The organism is Novosphingobium bradum (assembly GCF_042646485.1).
Taxonomy (GTDB): domain Bacteria; phylum Pseudomonadota; class Alphaproteobacteria; order Sphingomonadales; family Sphingomonadaceae; genus Novosphingobium; species Novosphingobium bradum.
Genome location: NZ_JBHRTQ010000010.1, coordinates 152,545 through 171,346, shown reverse-complemented (window position 1 = coordinate 171,346; position 18,802 = coordinate 152,545). Strand labels below are relative to the sequence as shown.

At 68.4% G+C, this 18,802-nt stretch carries 8 protein-coding genes; 1 reads left to right on the top strand and 7 read right to left on the bottom strand.

The annotated features are described in order from the left end of the window. Positions 1-91: 91 nt before the first annotated feature. The 7 genes from ACFOD9_RS12130 to ACFOD9_RS12100 form a co-directional block, all read right to left on the bottom strand. Positions 92-823: an OmpA/MotB family protein gene (locus ACFOD9_RS12130; RefSeq protein WP_379510375.1), complete on the bottom strand. Its 732-nt coding sequence runs from the start codon at positions 821-823 to the stop codon at positions 92-94. 3 nt (positions 824-826) lie between these two features. Beyond that, positions 827-3,025 (bottom strand): hypothetical protein, encoded by a 2,199-nt coding sequence (locus ACFOD9_RS12125; protein WP_379510374.1) that lies wholly within the window; start codon positions 3,023-3,025, stop codon positions 827-829. A gap of 42 nt (positions 3,026-3,067) precedes the next feature. Further along, the gene (locus ACFOD9_RS12120; RefSeq protein WP_379510565.1) at positions 3,068-9,049 is read right to left on the bottom strand and encodes a DEAD/DEAH box helicase; all 5,982 of its coding nucleotides are present in this window, start codon (positions 9,047-9,049) and stop codon (positions 3,068-3,070) included. A gap of 50 nt (positions 9,050-9,099) precedes the next feature. Then, on the bottom strand, positions 9,100-12,396 hold the full coding sequence (locus ACFOD9_RS12115) for an STY4851/ECs_5259 family protein (RefSeq protein WP_379510373.1): 3,297 nt from the start codon (positions 12,394-12,396) through the stop codon (positions 9,100-9,102). A gap of 131 nt (positions 12,397-12,527) precedes the next feature. Next, the gene (locus tag ACFOD9_RS12110) at positions 12,528-14,999 is read right to left on the bottom strand and encodes a 3'-5' exonuclease (RefSeq protein ID WP_379510372.1); all 2,472 of its coding nucleotides are present in this window, start codon (positions 14,997-14,999) and stop codon (positions 12,528-12,530) included. A gap of 1 nt (position 15,000) precedes the next feature. Further along, positions 15,001-15,825: an EcsC family protein gene (locus ACFOD9_RS12105; RefSeq protein ID WP_379510371.1), complete on the bottom strand. Its 825-nt coding sequence runs from the start codon at positions 15,823-15,825 to the stop codon at positions 15,001-15,003. Positions 15,826-15,861: 36 nt separating this feature from the next. After that, entirely contained in the window at positions 15,862-16,839 is a 978-nt protein-coding gene (locus ACFOD9_RS12100; protein ID WP_379510370.1) for a helix-turn-helix transcriptional regulator, read from the bottom strand. A gap of 474 nt (positions 16,840-17,313) precedes the next feature. On the opposite strand from ACFOD9_RS12100, the gene ACFOD9_RS12095 reads away from it, so the two are divergent. Continuing rightward, the gene (locus tag ACFOD9_RS12095) at positions 17,314-18,792 is read left to right on the top strand and encodes a DUF2779 domain-containing protein (protein ID WP_379510369.1); all 1,479 of its coding nucleotides are present in this window, start codon (positions 17,314-17,316) and stop codon (positions 18,790-18,792) included. Positions 18,793-18,802: the final 10 nt, after the last annotated feature.

Sequence of the window (18,802 nt, the reverse complement as noted above, 5' to 3'; positions counted from 1 at the left end):
GCGACTTTCTCGCAGGCGAGTAGGCGCTCAGGAGCCCTAATTGGAAACCGGCCCATCTGCGCGATACGCTCGGCGCTTGACCGCAGTTCGCTCATGGCTGTTTCACCAGCATGTTGGCCAGACTGTCGTCCTTCGGGGTTTCCATCAGGAAGCGCAGGTCGATCCGGCGATTGCGGCTTTTCGCGATCTCGTCCTGTCCAGTGTCGATAGGCCTGTATTCCCCGTAACCGCTCACCGACAGGACCGGGCGACCTTCACGGTTTCGCAAGCCGGCCAAACCATCGACGTTCTCGCTCATCGCCCGGTAGGTATTCGTGGCACGCAATGCAGACAATTCTAGATTGCCTCGAATGATGCCATTTCCCTGTAGCGGGTCGCTGTCCGTGTGCCCTTCGATGAAGATGGCGTCGAGGCCGTGTGACGTTGGTCGGCAGTGGGCGTGTCGTGGGGGATAGGTATAGCAGGGCAGGACGCTCGCCAGCGCCTGCGCCACCGTGACCACCGAACCCTTGCCGAGCGGGGAAAGTTCGAAATCCGATTTTGCGAACAGGATTTCGGCCGGAAGCCGCAGGACTCCGGTCTGGGTGTCTATGGTCACCTGCAGGCGCGGGTTTCGTCGTTTGATCTCGTCCCTGATGTCCATGAGCATCTGCGCCCGGGTTTCGCCGGCGTCAGATAGGGCCTTGCTCTTCTGCTGGTATTGCAGCGCGAAGTAGATGAGCAGGATGATGAACACGAAGACGAGGCCGACCATCATGTCGGCCATCGAGATGAAATAGCTTTCCTCTTCCGCAGCGTGTCGGCCGCGCCTGGTCGCTGGCATGGCTTACTCCGCCGGCTCGAACTTGCGGCGTTGGTCTTCCATCGCGTCCGCCAGGTCCTTGAGCACGTCGAGCGCGGGGGCCAGGCGTTCCACTGCTTCGGCCAAGGCCTTGTCGATGCGGCCAACCTCGGTGTTGAGCGCGGTGGCATGTTCGGCCGATGCCCCCCGGATCTTGTCGAGCGCCTCGGCCAGCGCCTTGTCCACTTCGGCGAAACGGGTACGGTAGTTCTCCCAGGCTGCGGTCGCGGCGACGCCCATTGTTTCCAGCGTTCCGGCGGCGGAGGCTAGGGCTTCGTTCTGGCGCAGGCCGCTCTCCTCCGCCCGGCGCAGGAGTTCGCCCGATTGGCCGACAGACTCGCGGATCGCGGCGACTGCCTCGCGGATCGGCCCGGCCGCGCCAGAAACGTCGTTTGCCGCGCGGCCCAGCATGAGGCCGACGGCCTCCGCCTCCTTCCCGGCGGTCGCCAGCTTGCCTGCGTGGGCATCGGCCGAAGTGGTCGAACGCTCGATCGCCTGGGCCACGCCTTCCATCCGTCCGGCGGTGGTGACGAGCGTCTGCACCAGGCCGTCACTAGCCTCGGTAAAGCGTTGGCCAAATGCCGCGAAAGCCGCCGAGATAGCCCTGCTCGCTTCCTCGCCGGAGCGTGCGATGGACTCGTCGAGCGCCTTGCCCATGCCCGCCTGGGCCCGCGTGGTCGCGGCTTCCAGCGCGCGGCCCGCCGCTTCGAGGACCTCGGCATTGCGATTGGCGGCGTCCGACGCGCTTCCACTCAATTGCTTGCCCAGTTCGGCCACTTGTGCCTGCATCTGGTCGAACGCCGACTGGATGCCGGAGGTTGCCCCGGCGAAACCTTCCAGAGCGGTACGGATCGCTTCCGTGCTGTCCCCCATGGCGCTGCCGATGGCATCCCTGACGGCGGCCAGCATTGCGCCCGTTGCGGTTTCGGATGCCTGGCGAAGAGCCGCTCCCGCAGCCTGGCCAGCGCTGCGCTGTTCTTCGGCAATCGCCTTGTAGGAATCCTGCTCCTCGCGCACCCGGTTCGTGGCTCGTTCGTCGGCCTCCGCGGCTTGCTGGCCAAGGCGGTCGGCCATCGTGCCGATATTGCCGTTCAGTGTCGAGAATGCCTCGGTCATGGCCTCCGAGGCCGCCGAAAACTCCCGCGCGGCGGTGGCAATCTGTTCGCTGGCCTTCCCGCTGGTGCCCTCCAGATTCTCGTTAACGCCCTGAAGCCTTGCAGTCATGTCGGTCAGGGCGCTAGCCAGCGCCTGCATTTCGATCCCAGTGCTCTTGCTGATCGCGTCGCCAAGACCCTTGCCGATCTGGTCGAAGCTGCCGTCCTTGAACTCGTTGAGCGAGGACTGAATGCCCGAAAGGCCCGCGACCACGGGCTGCATGTGCTGGCCCAGCGCATCGCCGATGGAAGCGGCAAGCTGGTGACTAAATTCGGTCAGCGCGATGCTCTGCTGCTCCAACTCGCGTAGCTGGCGGGCGGCGAGCCGTTGGGGCGGCGAAAACAGCGTGCCGTATTCGAGCCGCTCGCACAGCCGTTCGAGCTGCTGTTCGGTTTCCGAATGCCAGTTGCGGTCGACCCAGCGCAGCAGGATTGATGCGCCAACGCCGCCGATGGAGGTCCAGAACTTGGTCGCGGTCATGGTCAGCAGGCCCATCAGGCCCTTCTGCATCTGCTCGGTCGTTCCGCCGCCAACCGCACCGACCGCGGTGGCGAGCGCCGCGATGATGCCAAGGAAAGTCGCCGTCAGGCCAACCGCGACGAAGATGTTGGCCCACCAGGCCAGGACGCGGCTGTCGTCACCCAGGTGCAGGAAATAGCCGTCGGGCCGCGCAGTCGCCTCCAGGGGCGTCCGGCTCGGGTCGATGATGGTCTCCTGGAACTGCGTCCAGGCGTGGCGCAATTCGGCGCTCTCCTGGCCATCGGTCATCATTGCCGCGTTGATGTCATGGAAACGGTCGGCAAATGTTTGCTGGGCGTCCCCCTCGTTCTGTTGGTCTGCAATGATCTGCGTAGCCTCAAGACGGACCAATAGGGCCCGCTGGAATGGTTGGCGGTGCTTGCGGTTGATCCGCCAGATGATGGCCCCTGCCCAGACCAGGATGGCAAGAAAGAGGACGATGCCCGTCCATTCCCAGCCAAACAGGAAGGCTACAGCCCGATTCGGCCAGATCACATTCTCGCTAATCATCAAAATTGTCCCAAAGCACCAAGAACCCGCATAGAAGAAGAATTATTTCGTGACCACGACATAGCTTTGACCGCGTATGACAATCATCGCGTTGAACATATCCAAGGCCCGCGCCTGAGCAGACGCTTCCACCCCGAACGCGAACCTGGCGAAGTCGGGGGTTCGCCAGGGGCCGAAGCCCTGGTCGAGGATCACCCGAGCCGCGCTGCCTCCAGCGAAGTGGAGCGTCAGGGTGCGGCCGTGATTGGCGCCGGTGTCGCGCAGTTCCGGTGCGCAGCCGCGCTGCTCCAGCAGCGCAAGCAGTACTGCGTCGCGGTCCTCTTCCCATTGCCAGTCGTGGTCGGGCCGATAGGGTTGGCGCTCGTTGGGCTTCAGCCGGTTGGTGACCACGGTGACCGGTAGCGGCTCGGTTTCGGCCCCCAGCGCCTTGCGCAGGCCGCCTAGTGCATCGGCCATCAGGCGAACCACCAGCGGCGACTGCAGGTAGCGGTCGTTGTAGCTTGCACGGACCAAGGGCCCCATGCCGCCCGCCGCGCGGATCGCGGATGCCAGCAGGGCCGCGAAGCGTTCGCCGAAGCTGGCCAGCGGGCCGTCGAGCTGGTCGGACAGTTCGATATGGCGCGTGCCCGAGGCCGGCAGCAGGCTGTCCGGATCGATCCCGGTGGTGAGCGGCATTTTCCCGCCCGCGAAGCGCACGGCCGGCGCGGCGCCTCCCTGCCCCCAGGTTTCGCCCGGCGCGGTGGCGGCCGGATCGCGCGAGGCCCAGAACTGGGTCTCGTTTCCGCCTGCCGCCGCGATGGCGACCGCGCCGTTGCCGAACACCGGCGCCGCGCCTTTGCGCAGGTCGCAGGGCAGGGTCCGGGCGGCATCGCGCAGGGCCAGCCTTGCTGCCGGGTCGAGCCCGTCAAGCCAGGCTGGATCGACCACGAGCCGCAACCGCGCGCCGCGGTCGGCCAGGGCCCGGCCCAAGCGGGCCAGGACGCCAGCGGCCAGGGCCGCGACGTCGCTTGCCGGGCCTGCCCAGACTACGGCTTCCTTCACGCCTTGCCCGGCCGCGGCCACCAGTTCGTCGGCGACCGAGCGGCTGAACACGCAGCCCGGCGCTGCGCGGTCGGCCTCGGAGACTTCGCCCAATGCCTCCAAGGCAGCATTGGCCCAGGACAGCGCCGCTATGCGGTCCACCTTATCCTGCTGCCGCTGCAGATCGGCGGTCAGCACGCAGGCGGAGCAGCCGTGGATGCAGCCCGGCTGCCGGCAATCGAGAATGCGCCGCGCTTCCTTGAGGATATCGCCGAAGGCCGCAAGCGCCTGCGGAGCGAAGCCGGCGCCGCCGGAGGCGCGGTCGAACAGGAACAGCGAATGGGTACGCTGGCCAAGCGCGGTCCGGGCCGGCCGCACCGCCATGCCGAGTTCGCCCGGCTCGATGCCGAGCCGCCGCGACAGCGCCTCGCGCAGCGCGGCGATGGCCGCCCAAGCCGCCCCTTCGCTCTCCAGACCCACGGGCTGGAGCTCGGCGACGTCGGTCATCGCCTCGTGGCCGAGCGCGATGGGATTGGTGACCTTGAAGGTCTTGTCGTTGCCAGGGCACAGGCCGGCAGCATTGCGGCGGGTTCCGCGCAAAGGCAGGTGATCCCTCAGTGGTCGCTCGCCCGGACCGCGCGATCCGGCCGATTCGGCCCGGCCGCATTCGAGGCAGACATGGTAGCCGGCGTGGCCTGGACCGCGCGACGAGTAGAAGACCAGCCCTTCGCTGCTCGCCCGCATCCGCCCCTGCGCCGGGTCCGCCAGCGGCTGCCACGCTGCGCCGCGCGCAACGATCTGTTCGGATTCGGGCTCCACATAGGTCACCTCGTCGGTGTCCGCATGGGGTTTCTCGCCCATGTCGACGGTGAAGCCGGCCGGTTCGAGGAACCGCCGCTGGGCCTCGAACGGAACCTCGGCATGGCAGGCCGGGCAGCGCTCGGGCGCAACATGGGCGCAGTCGGCGGCGCCGCAGGCCGGACAGGTCCAGAACAGCTTCATGTTCTGAATTTCGCGCGCCTCCCCATCCTCGGCCGGGCGCTGCCAGTTGAGGGGCACGCCCGCCGAGCGATAGACCAGCCCATCGACCACGACCTCGGCGCCGGGCGCATAGTCACGGATGGCGATATCGAGCGTGCGCGAAGGGTGGCTGCGGCGGCGGGCGCTGGCATCGTCGCGATCCGGATCATCGCCCGGTGCGGTGCTGGACCGGTGGACGAAGGGGACAACGCCTGTCGGAAGTCCGTGATTGGGCAGGACGCCGCGCACCGCCAGTTCCTTGAGCAGGTTCTCGCGGACCATGCGCTGCAACTGGTATTCGATGCTCTTGCGCCCTTCCGGAGATGCCCCTGCCGCCTGGGCCTGCATCGCCTCCCATTCGTTGACCAGCGCGCGCCCGGCCTCGTCCAATGCATTGCGGGCTTCGTCAAACAGGCGGCGGTCACCAGCGAGCACGGTGCCCGCGACCAGGCGCGCGACTTCGCCCCCCAGGTCGGTTTCAGTGCTGGGAGCGGCCAGCCAGGCGAGGCAAGCCTCGGCCGGCACGGGCGTGGGCCGCGCCGCGCCGACGCCTTCGCCGCAGCCGAAAAACCCGCCCGCCGTGGACTTCAGCGCCTCGCCGCCCGCCATGGCAAACCACCGCGCCAGCAGCAGGGCGTTGACATGGCGCTGGACAATGCGGCGGCTGTCGAGCCGGACGCGCGGAGCACGGGTCTGGCGCGCGAGATAGCCGGCCGGATCGGCGAAGGTCTCGCGGTCGAGCGGTACGTCGCGGGTATAGGTCAGCGACGAGGCGAAGCCCTGCCGCCGCCGGCCCGCACGGCCGACCCTCTGGCGGTAATTGGCCAGCGAAGGCGGTACGTTGGTCATCATCACCGCCGAGACCGAGCCGATATCGACGCCCATCTCCATCGTGGTGGAACAGTTGAGGATGTTGATCTCGCCTGCCTTGAACGCCGTCTCGAAGCGACGCAGCCGGGCTGGCGGCTGCTGGGCGGAATGTTCGGCCGCGCGCAGGTAGGGGGAGCCGAGGGCAGCGCGATCATGCAGGTCAGACCACACGCCGCGTTCGCGCAGGTCGCGCACCTGCGGGTCATTGGCAAGCCAGGCGCGGACCTGCTCGACCTGGTTTCCCCGAGCAAACGCAACAGGCAGTTGCGGGAATTGCAGCGGGCTTGGTGCCCGTTCCGCCGTGGCCAGCCGCTCGCGATGACCATATTGCGTCAATCCGAGCGCGGTCGCGGGGAGCACCCGACGCGTGACCGGGCAGAGCCAGGCCTCGGTCACCGGCGCTATCCGGGCCTTGGCGAAATCCAGCGCATAGCCGGGCTGCCCCGGTGTGTAGATCACCGGTTGCAGGGCCACCCAGGCCCTTTCGAGCACTTCGTTGATTTCGAAGCGGTCGCGGCCCTCGGTCCGGTCGAGGCCGAGCGCGCGCTCGATGACAAGGACCGTGTTGGATGCCGCCGCGCCGCCCGCCATCGGGAAGGCGATTTCCTTGCCGACAATCGCCTTTTCACCGAATGGCACGACTTCCTTGCGCCAACCGCGCCGGGTGATCCAGTGCAGATCGTTGTCGTTGGCCCGCACCACGAGGTTGGCTCGCAGGACCATGTCGACCATCGAATAGAGCAGCCCTTGCCAGTCGGCCACCAATCTCCCTCTATCCCGCAAGGGCTGCGGGACATCGGTGGCGCGGTCAATGGCATCAAACCGGAGCCGGGCGAGACCCATCGTTTCGGCCGTGTTGGCGCGGCGTGGCCGGCGCGCAAATTCGCGCAGCAGAAGAAACTCCGCGAACTGGCCCGCATCGGCGCGATAACGGTCGTCACGATATTGCCAGACCTCACGCATCCACTTGCGCACTTCGTCGGTTCTGGCCAGCTCATCGCGCAATAGGGGCCAGGGCGTGCCTGCGAGCAATGACTCCAGCTGCGCGGCCAGTTCGACTTTTAGCCGCGCCACCGTCTCGGCGGCAGCCGGAATCGGCTCGAGGTCAGCGATCGTCTTGCGCTTGCTGGCCGTCTCGGGATCGTCCTCGTCCATCGCGGCCATGCTGCCTTGCACTGCGTGGTAGACATAGCCTCGGACGAAGCCCCGCTCGGACGCCGTCTGTAGATTGGCGGCGAATCGCGCAGTTCCTTGCCGACTGTCGGTGAAGGACAGCAACTGCCTGCCTTCGGCCGGAGGACGTAGCGCCGTGGTCCCATCAAGGTCGCGGCGGGGCACGCCCTCCAGCAGCACCGGCGCCGCATTGCCGATCAGGAATGGCGCTCCGTAGCGAAATGGGCGCAAGACCTGACCGGCGGTGCCGGTGACGGCGCGGCAGCCCCCGCAATCATCGGGGCTGTGCACCCAGTAGGGCAGGGTGCCCTCTCTGGCCTGGTCATGCCTGGCGCCGGTCAGCGGCTCGACGTGGGCGATGCGATGGCCCGCGAGCGCGCGGGTTGCCACGATCAGCGGGATGGCCTCGTAATCGTCGGCAGTGGCGGCGTTGTCAGTCTCGGGTTCGTCGCCCTTGTCCTCCTCGTCGGCAAGCTCGCGCTCACGCAGGACCGCAAATTCATCAATGGTCGGGGCGGTGTATTTGGGCTGCAACCGGCCACCGCGTTCTTCCGCCTCAAGGTAGGGCTCGCCGCACTCACGGCAGGCCTTGATCTCCAGCACCGGGCTGGCGCAATGGGGGCAAGTCTCAACCCGTTCGACCGCCACCGCGCCGAACGGCCAATCTGGCGGCGCCTGCGAGCAATCGGGATTGATGCAGCTCCACAGCCCCGGGATCGCACGCAGGAAGCCGTGGATACGCAGGGGCAGCAGCGGACCGCGTTGCCGGTCGCGGTTGTCGGCCACCGCCTCCACCACGTCCTCCAGCGGTTGACCGGTCGGCTGCAGCAGCGCGGCGGCCCGCGCCAGCGGCACCGGGCCAGCTTCGGCCTCGCGCACGAAAGCCTGCACCGCCGGGCTGGCGGCAACCGCATCTCGCACGACCAAATCGGCGGCGGCAAGCGCCGGTCCCGCGGCCGGGGACGGCAACAGCACTTTCTCCCGCTCGCCGATCACGACTCGCACCCGCTCTGGCGAGGTCCCGGAAATGTCGCGCAGGAAGGCGCGCAGTTCGTCGGTGACATCGGCGCCCTCGCCACCAATCGTGGCCGAAGTCGCCACGAAGCGGACATCCTCGGGCGTGACACCGAAGGTCAGCAGCACGCGCCGCAGCAGCAGCGCGATCTCGGCGGCGGCGGAGCCGATGTAGCCGTGGGCCTCGTCGAGGATGATCCACCGCAGCTGGCCTCGGCTGTTCTCGATCAACGGTCGGTCGATTCGCCGGACCAGCATGTATTCGAGCATGGTCACGTTCGTGACGAGGATCGGCGGCGGATCGCGGCGCAAGGTCGCGCGGTCGCCGACCTGCTCGGGTCCCGGGCGGTTCTGCGCCTGGAGCAGATCGGGCGTCAGGCCGTTGTAGAGGCCGAACCGCACCTTGCCCCCGAACGGCGCAGTCCAGGCTCGCAGGCGCTCCTCCTGGCTCGCGATCAGCGCGTTCAGCGGATAGAGCGCCAGCGCCCGCACCCCGCTCAGCCGGCCGGCGGCCTGCGCTTCGGTGGCCAGGTCGTGGAGCAGCGGCATCAGGAAACATTCGGTCTTGCCCGAACCAGTGCCGCTCGACACCAGCACCGAACGCCGGTCGGGCGCGGTCAAATGTTCCCATGCCTCAAGTTGGTGGCGATAGGGCTGGGCGTCTGGCGGAAAGCGGTAGTCCCCCGCCCGGTCGTCCGAGATCGCGCGGATCACGTCCGGGTGCAGCGGATGTCCGGCGCAGTCGGCAAAGGTCCGCCCGCTGCTGACGAATGGCGCCGCGCCTTCAATCACCGGCTCACGGACCAGCGCCCCCTCGCCCACGTCGACGGAGCCGAAGCGGCGGCGGATTTCCGCGGTCAGGCCCGGATGGTTGAGGCCGGACTGGCCGAGCACCGCCTCGACCGCCCGCTCACGCACAAGCTCCATGGTCCGCAGCGGGCCGGTGACGGGGCGCATGGGATCGGCTTCGGCCATATTCAGCGATGCTCCTTGAGCCAGGCCGCGAAGGCCTCGGCAAACCAGGTGGGAAAGGTGCGCGCCACGGTCTTGATGTGGCGGATTTCGGCCGGGCCGGGGCGCCATTTTCCGGCAGCGGCCAGGGCGGCGGCGCAGGGCGCGTCCAGCGTGTCGAGGACCGACTGGTTGAAGCGCTCGAAATAGTCCGGCAGCAGTCCGGGCAAGGCCCGGCGATAGCGACCATCTGATGGTCCCTGCACCCGGTCCAGCGCCCCCCGGTTCAGGAAGCGCTGCACCGCTGCGACCAGGTCCGGTGCTTCGCCGGGCAGCAGCACCGCTTCCAGCAGGGGCTGGCGCTCGACCAGGGCGCGCAGCGTGGTCTCGACCGTCGTCAGCGCCAGGCGCGGCGCATCGTCGAGGTGCGCCATGATCGCCATCATCCGCAGGCCGGTCGCATCGCCAGCCTCGGCCCAGCAGTCCTGCGGGATCGTGCACCAGGCTAAGGGCAGCATGTCGGGCAGAGCCATGACCGCCTCGCGCTCCGCCGGAAGCGCGCGGAAGGCCATGCGCGCCAGCACGCCGGGATGTTCGGGCAAGAGTTTGAGCACCGCGAAGGTCGCCGGCGGCAGGCCGCGCAGCGAGACAACCAGCGCGATCAGTTCGGCGATGGTCCCGTCTGCATCCTCGCCCGGCCCGCAGGCGGCGCCAAGCACCTCGTGCAGCGCCGCGTCCAGCACCTTGCCAGGCGGGAGCGCCATGGCCCGCGCCAGCGCCGAACCATTCTGCTCACCATTGTTCTCCCCTGGCACGAACAATGGCCGCGACAGCACGGTCTCGCCCTCGCGCAGGTAAAATATCCAGGTCCCGCGCAAATTGCCGGGCAGTTCCGCCGGGCGGTGGTTGCGCTCGGTCAGCAGCGAATAGGGACCGACCACGAGTTCGGCCGCCGGGTCGCTGAAGCACCGCCCGCACAGCTCCACGCCCTCGGCCACGATCGCCTGGCTGGCGACAAGGCCGCCGCCTTCGCGCTGGAGGCTGACCGCGAAGGGGGTAACATGCCAATAGGTCTCGATCCCGTCGTGCATGCCCAGGCGCACGCTCGCGTCAATCGTGGCGGTCATCAGCAGGCTGGAAATGTCGTTGGCGATAGCGCCCAGCGGCAGTTCGCGATCAAACTGCCACGCCATCTCGGCGCGGCCATTACCGCCGTCGCGCAGTTCCGCCACCAGCTCCATCCGGCCGCGATCAACCGCGACCAGATCGCGCAGATCGTTCAGCGTGAACCGGCTGTTGCCGGGCAATACCGTGCCGTCCCACCGGGCGATGGCGGCAGGCGCGGGAAAGGCGATGGACACCTCGAGCGGCGGATCCTGCGGCCAGGCCAGGGTGGCCTCGAAACGGTGGACCTGGGCGGCAACCGGCCGGGCACGCCATTCCCCGCCGCGCTCCGCCACGCTGACGGGCGCCTGCGGCGCGGGCGTAAGCGTGACCGGACCCAGCCCCGACAACTCGAAGCGGACGGCATCGCCCATGCCCGATTGGCTCACCTCCGCTTCGGCCGGCAGGACCGCGATCCGGCGCCGGTCAAGCATCACCTTGCCGTCACGCCAGCCCAGTTCGTAGTGACCCGGTGGCAGCGGCATCCGCGCCGGGTGCCAGGTCCGCTCGCCGATCCGGCGGCGCACCAGTTCGCCAGAACGCACCGGCGCAACCTGCGGCGCCCCGCAGTAGAGATCGACATTGCCGGATGCTTCCGCCCAGGGCGCGATGTTGCCGATCAGGTCGAGCCGGTTGGTCTGGTCAGACGCTTGGCCGCAGCGTATTCGGTAGAGATCGCCGGTGGGGTCGATGATAGTCGCCCCGCCTTGCACCCGCCAAATCCGGCAGGCACCGACGCCCGCGCCCAGCAAGGCCACATCTTCCGCGCCGGTCGCCTGCACCGACCAGTCGTCCGGCAGGTGCACGAACACGGCCTGCGCCTTGTAATCCCCCGAGCCGGAGCCGGCGATCCGCAGCACCGATGGCGATTCGTCGGAATTATCGTCCGCCAAGGCCACAAGCAACCGGCCCCGCCGCGGCTTGCCGCCCGCCAGCACAGCGCGGCGCACCGTCCGCTCGCCGGCGCGCAGATCAATCTCGACGGCCACTGCAAAAGGCAAGGGACGGATTTGCCTTGCTGCCCGGGTCGAACGGGCCGTCCAGTGGGGCTCGTTCTCGACCGGCGGCTCGAACATGCCGAGTTCGCCAACCAGATACCGGGCGGCCGGGCCTGTGGCATAGGCGCGCAGGCGGCCTTCGGACGGTTCAACACCCCCCATGGTCGCCCCATCAACCGTGCCGTCCAGCACCAGGCGCACGGCCTCGCGCCAGCCCCCGCCGTCGCGCCACAGCAAGCGCTCGACGCCAATGGCCGTGCCGGTGATCGCGGTGACGGCCAACAGGCTGTCCACCAGCGCATCGGCCACCCGGTCGCCGGTCGTCAGCGGCAGCACCTCGCGCCAGTTCGGCCGATTGAGCCCCAGCCACACCACCAGCGGCAGGCCAGCGGCCAGCGCCAGCGGTTCAGTCTCGCGCCGCAGGACCACGATGGCGAGCGCCAGGTCCGCGCAGAGCTGGAGGAAATCAGGATCGCGAAAGGTCTTTGGCAATTTCGCCTCGGCCGCATGGGCCAGGGCCAGCGCCTCGTCCTCGCTGGCCGCGGGATTGCCCATCAGCGGGCCAACGATCCCGGCCAGGACCAGGCCCGCCCAACCCCTGCTGCCATCCTCGACCGCCGCGGCGGGAAACCCGCCCTCGCGGGCCAGCGTCGCCAGATACTGCTGGCTGGACAGGGCAATCACCTTGCGCTGCCACTGCTTGAGGCCCTTGCTAGTCAGATCGTGCAGTCGGTCGTAGTCTACCAACAGCCCCAGCGGCGCCACAAGCGCCGCCCAGGTCAGGCCGCCGCCGCGATATTGGCGGCGGTGCCATTCCGATGCCCACAGGACGAACAGGCCAGGCCCATGCCCGCGCCCCAACCCGGCATAACCTTGGCCCTTCAGATCCTGCCCAAGCCGCTCGAAGGCTTCATCGGCCAGCCGGTAGCGATGGAGCCAGCGCCCGTCCGGAGCCGGCAAGCCGAAGCGGGCGGCGAAAGGCGCCCCTGCCGGCGGTTGAGCCTTCGGCCGCAGCTCGCTCCGGCGATGGGCAATCTTGATGCAGACCGCACCGCCCCATGGCTGCTTCGGCAGGCGCACCTCGGCCTCGATCCGGTCGAGTTCCGCCAGGCTGCGCGCCTCGTCGACGCGCAGGAACCATGCCCGTTTCTCCTCGTCCACACGCCCCCCAATGCCGGTGACCAGTTGTCGGCACGAAGACTCAATTAACCGTAAACGCGACGATTTATACAGATATTTACTTGCCGTAACCAACTGGTATGGCAGCAGAAGTACGACAGAAGTGGTCGCATTCAGTATGAGGCGATTGCCAGGTCCTCCAGAAACTCGCTCCCCGGCCCCACCCCGCTCACCAGCAGCCGGTCCCGCGCCCTGGTGCAGGCCACGTAAAGCAGGTGCCGCTCCGTTTCGTAGGCCGCTTCCAGGTCGGCCACATCGCCAACGGCAGCGAGGCGTTCCGGATCGGGCAGGACCTCCTCGTCGCAGGCCATCACGGCCACGGCGCGGAATTCCAGGCCCTTGGCGCCGTGCATCCCGGCTATCGTCACGCCATCCTCGGCCCGCGGATCGAGGCCGGCGGCCTTTACCGCCGCGCGGGCGCGGGCGAGCTGCCCCTCGCCGCGCACCAGCACGGCGATTTCGCGCGGGGCCACGCCTTGCGCCAGGCATTCGCGCAAGAAGGCGGCCACGCGCTCGGCCTCTTCGGCCTCATCCTGCGCGAGCAGGACCCGCGGATCGGGTCCGTCAAATATCGAGATTGTGCCCCGCCGGCCTTCCTCGATCCCGTCGAGGTCCGTCAGGGCCGGCGGCAGCAGCCGGTCGGCGGCGGCGCGGATCTGGTGCGAGGTGCGGTAGTTCACCTTCAGGCCATGGCTGCGCCCGCGGATGTCGAAGCCCAGGCGCGCCCAGCTGAACGGCAGGTGGAAGATGCGCTGGCCGATGTCGCCGGCCAGGAACAACGCGTCGGCCCGCCCCCTGCCCACTGCGGCCAGGAAGCGCACCTGCGCCACCGAAAGGTCCTGCGCCTCGTCCACCACTACGTGGCTGAACGGCAGCGCCGCGCCCCCGGCCAGCCATTCCGCCAACCGCGCGTAAAGCTGCGCCCAGGTGACCAGCCCGCGCGCCTTCAGCCTTTCGCGCACGAAGGCGAACACGCTCCACGCGGCCTCGCGCTGGGCCGGGCCGAGCCTGGTCTTGCGCCCGATCCGCGGCACGGCGGCATAGGCCTCGCCATCGGCCACGTTCCAGGCGTCGACCACCTCGTCCCATTCCTCGAACAGGAACCCTGGGGCCAGAGCGCCCCCCAGCCCTGCCTCGCGCGCATCGGCGATGGCGGCGCGCACCTGCGATTCGGTCGCCCGGTTCGGCTGACCGAACACGGCGGCAAACAGCTCCCCCGCCGCCTGGTCGAGCGGGCGCACCACGATCCGTTCGCGCAAGGCCGGCTCGGCCTCGGTCAACACATCGCGCTTGGCGACCAGCGCCGTGGCGAGCGGCTTGGAAAAGGTCGTCAGCAACACCCGCGCCGACGGATCTGCGCGCGCGATGTGGACCGCGCGGTGCAGCGCCACGATGGTCTTGCCGGTTCCGGCCGAACCGGTCACCCGCGCCGGCCCGGTCCACGCCCGCTCGGCCAGCACGCGCTGGGCGGGATGCAGGAACACGGCCCACTTCTCGAACGGCTGGGCCAGCGCCGCGCGCAGTTCCTCCAGGTTGTCCAGCACCCGGAAGCGGCGCTGCGAATCCGGGTGGGCGAAGGGATCGGCCCCCGGCTCGGCCCGCGGCGCCACATGGTCCTCCAACCGGCCCCCGGTGGCGAAATCGAGCAGGGCCTCGGCTGCCTCGGCAGGCAGATGGCCGAACAGTTCATCCACCTCGGTCGAGGCCGCGGCGCGCACCCGCTCCAGCCAGTCGCGCGGCACGCCGACATCAAGCAACCGGTCGTCCGAAAGCTCGGCAAAGGGCTCGTCCGGCAGGTCCGCCCCCAGCAGCGGAGTTTCCCCCGGCGGAGGTTGCTCCATCCCCCGGCAAGTCGGCCGCACCAGCCCGAATTCGTCGTCGAGACCGCCGAAATCATCCACCTCGACGAACTGCATCGACCCGGTCCGCTCATGCTGGATCAGCCGCCGCCGCTCGGCCCAGCGATAGGCCTCGTCGTGGTGGCCGACATAGGCGAACAGCGTGCGCTCACCCGCCTTGTGGAGCACCAGCCGCACATCGCGGCTGACCCGCGCGGTCCAGAACCCCGGCGCGCTTTCCACCCGGTGGAGCGAAAGCCCGTTGCCCTTCGGATCGCCCGCCAGCCGCAAGGCCGCCTGCGTCGCTGCCCCGGCCTCGGCCTGGGTGAGCTTGGTCAGGGCATCGGTGAAGGTGGAGGCCCAGAGGAGGTTCATGCCGCAATCGGCGGCAAGGGAAACATCAGGTCTCCCGAGAGCAATTCCGGCCCCGCTCCCGGTATGCGCCGCAGGGTCAAGGCTCTCATTTGCTCCGGGGCTTGCGGATCGGAAAACTCGGTCAGATCGATGAACGGCAGAAGGTCCGGATGCCGTTTCCTCGAGTGTCGGAAGTCCGCCCTGGTCCTCGACCGCATCGTGCAGGAGGGCAGCGATGGCCTGGTCTTCGTCGGCCCCGATCTCGAGGGCGATGGCGGCGACACCGAGCAGGTGGGCGACATAGGGGATCGCGGTGCCCTTGCGCCGCTGGTCGCGGTGGAGCGCGTTGGCCCAGGCGAGGGCCTGTTCGAAGCGGTCTGTGAGGTGGGTCATGCTAGCGCCCCCGCTTGCGCTTGGCGTTGGCTTCCCGCTGCGAACGGACGATGCGTTCGAAGCAGGCGCGCACCTGCTCGGGATCATGCTGACCTTCGAGCCGGCGCAGGCGGAAATGCACATGCGCCATGTCCTGGTAGTAGGCCGTGAAGATCGGGTTGATCGTCGCGCCCGCCACCGCGCCAAGGATGGGCGCGGCCTGGGCCAGCACCTTTTCACTGACCATCATCCCGAAGCGCGGAACGATCAGTTTGAGCGCCGCTTCCAGGGTCCGTCCAGTAGCGAGGGCAATGCGCACGCCGTAGAGCCCGGTCTCGACGTCGTCATCTTCGGTCAGCGGACCGCCAAAGCCGAACACGGCGAGGCATTGCAGGCGCACCTCCTCGGTCGCGATGTCCTCACCGTAGCCGGCCGCGATCTGCTGGATCGAGCGCATGATCAGGGTCGTGGTCGCGGCAAGGTCTGCGGCCGTGGTGGCCAGACCGCCGGCGCCGCCAATTGCGCCCGAGACGCCGCTCGCCACTTTGTGCCAGCGCTCGCCACGGAAATAATTCAGGGCGCGGTTCAGATAGGTGTCGGAAGCTTCGTCCGCCTGCGTCGCGGATGCAGCCAGGTAGGCTCCGCGCAAGGCCAGGTCAGAGGCATCGTCGATAACGTGCCGCATGCCCTCGGGCACCTTCGCGAGAACATCCTCAACCTTGTTGCCCAGCAGGTTCGAGATCTTCACCACCAGACCGCCGGCTTCGCGGTAGGTCGTGGCGATTCCAATCAGTTCCGCCATCTGTACATCGTCGAAGCCGCTGCAGGCGTTGCCGTAATCCGTCATTCGTATCCTTTCGAAGTCAATTCGCCAGAGGCATGGTCACACCGATGCCCAGGCCAGCGCGACCCGTTCCTGCATCACCTTGCGCAGTTCCTCCGGCCCCTCGATCCGCACGTCGCCGCCCCAGGTGAACAGGTGTTCGGCGATTTCGCGCAGGCCGCCGGAGCGGAAGCGGACGATGAGGTCCTGGCCGTCTTCCTCGACCTGCTGCGCCGGGTGGAAACGCCAGGCTTTCGCTTTCTGCACGGCGCTGGGCAGGACACGCAGGACGATGTCATGGTCATCCTCGCGCCAGATGCCGAAACTCTGGGCCAGCCAGGCGTCGAGGTCCCAATCGTCGGGCACCTCGTAAGGCTCGTTGGTAGGGCGGGCATTGGTCATTCGGTCAAGGCGGTAGAAGACCGGGTCCCTGTCGGACTTGGGCATCTTGCCGACGAGGTAGGTGATGGGGCCATGGACAAGGCCATAGGGCACCACGCGGCGCCATTTGGCCTCGGAGGCGCCCTCTGCCAGGTAGTCGAACTCGATACCCAATCCCACGATGATCGCGGTCTGAACCGCCGCCAGCACTTCCGGATCGGCCACCACTTCCGGCCCGGCGATCACCCGCGCACGCTGAAGCCGGGCCAGGGCCGCGAGATCAGGATCTAGCCGGGTGCGTTCGCGGTGGTCGAGCGAGCCGCGCACCTTGTGCATCAGTGCGGCCAGCGTCTGGGCCTGCGGGGCGCTTTCCCGCTGCCGGGCTTCGACCTCGGCCTGGAGGGCGGCGATCTCCTCGGCGGTCGGCCGGGAATAGACCCGCCGCAGGCTTTCGTTGATCCGGAAGCGCTTGGACCGGCCGTCCGGCAGCTCATCAAGGTCGAAGTGCAGTGCAATGACGTTTCGCAGCCGCTCGACCGTGCGCCGGTTCACGCCGAGGGCAGAGGCCATTTCCTCCAGGGTAAGCCCTTCGGCCGTTTCGGACAGCAGGTGGATCAGGGCAATGGCCCGGTCCAGCTTCCCCATGCGCTCGCTCACAACCGCGCCCCTGCGATTGCGCCGGTCGCCCGCCCCTTGAACTTCCGCACTTCAACACCCCCCGAGAATCGCCTGGCGCATGATCCTGCCGACCTGCGACAGAAACGGACATATATTTTGCGACACCGGTTTTTGTGCTCATCTGGTTCGGGCAACATTTCTGCTTCGCCGTCAAGGCACCCAATGCCGGCGGAAGATTAGTTTTCAGTTTATCAATGGGATAATTGGACCTGGCCGAGACCGGAACGAAGCTGCCGCAAGCAGGACGGATCGCCCGGTGCGTCAGCGCGATCTGGCAGGGAGGCAGCCCCGCGAGCATGGCCTCAAAATCCCTTGGGCATAGCCCGTGCGGGTTCGAGTCCCGCCGTCCGTACCAGCGGGTATGCGCGCTGTTCGCGGAACGGCGGCGGCGGGCGGTTGCGGTAGGCGGGGCGCGATGACCGGAATTGTCGCAGGCGTGGCGGACAAGGCCGCATGACCAAGCCTTCCCCCAGCCGCCCGGGCCTGTCCAAGTCCCGCATCACCGCCTTCGAGCAATGCCCCCGCCGGCTCTGGTTGATGGTGCACCGGCCTGACCTGGCCCGGCAGGATTCCGGCGCCGAGGCGCGGTTCGCCACCGGGCACGATGTTGGCGCCCTGGCCTGTGCGCTCCACCCCGGCGGGGTGATGATCGAGCCGGAGGGCGGGCTGGATGCAGCCCTCGCCGAAACCGCCTGGCTGATCGCCGAACGCCACCCCGGCCCGCTGTTCGAGGCGACTTTCCAGCACGATGGGGTGCTGGTGCGCGCCGACATCCTCGAGCGGGAGGGGCGCAATGGCTGGCGGCTCGCCGAAGTGAAGAGTTCGACCGGGCCGAAGGACTATCACCTGGGCGACCTTGCCACTCAGGTCTGGGTACTGCGCGAGGCCGGGGTCAGCCTGACTTCCGCCGCCATTCGCCATATCGATACCGGCTTCGTGCTGGCGCGCGAAGGCGACTATGCGGGACTGTTCGCCGATGCCGACCTGCTGGACGAGGCCAGCGTCCTGGCGCAGAACCGGCCCAAGGTCGTCGCGGCGGCGCGTGCGGTGCTGGCGGGCGAAGAGCCGGTGCGCGAGATGGGCGACCATTGCGCCAGCCCGTTTGCCTGCGAATTTGCCGCCTGGTGCAGCCGCGCGGCGCCGGTCGGGCCGGACTGGCCGGTGACGATCCTGCCAAACGGAGGCGGGAAGAAATGGGCGGCGCAAGGCGTGGCCGACCTGCTCGCGCTTGATGAGGCGCAGCTTTCGCCCAAACACGCCCGGGTGCTGGCCGCCACGCGCGATGACCGGCCGTTTCACGATGCCATGGGTGCGCGCGCCGCGATGGCCGGTTGGGCGCGTCCGCTCGCCTTCCTCGATTTCGAGACGATCAACCCGGCCGTGCCGCGCTGGCTGGGCACCCGGCCATACCAACAGGTGCCGTTCCAGTTCTCGCTCCACCTGGAAGGCGCCGGCGGGGCCATGGCCCACCACGAATTCCTTAGCGTCGATGGCAGCGATCCGCGCCGGCCTTGCGCCGAGGCGCTGATCGCCGCGATCCCGCCCGAGGCCACGATCGTCGCCTACAATGCCGCCTTCGAGAAGCGCGTGCTGCGCGAGCTTGCCCGAGACCTGCCCGATCTTGCCCGGCCGCTGCTGGCCATGGAGGCCCGCACGGTCGATCTGCTGCCGGTGGCGCGCGAGCACTGGTATCACCGCGACCAGCGCGGCTCCTGGTCGATCAAGGCGGTCCTCCCAACGCTTTCGGCGCTGGGTTACGAGGGGTTGGAGGTCAAGGACGGCGGCAGTGCCCAGGAGGCCTGGCTCGAAGCCGCCGACCCGGCCTGCGCTGCCGACCGGCGCTGGGCGCTGGCCGAACAGCTCAAGGCCTATTGCGCGCTCGATACCCTCGCCATGGTCGCGGTGATGCGCGGGCTGGCGGGGGAGGGGTAGGCCGGCCGGC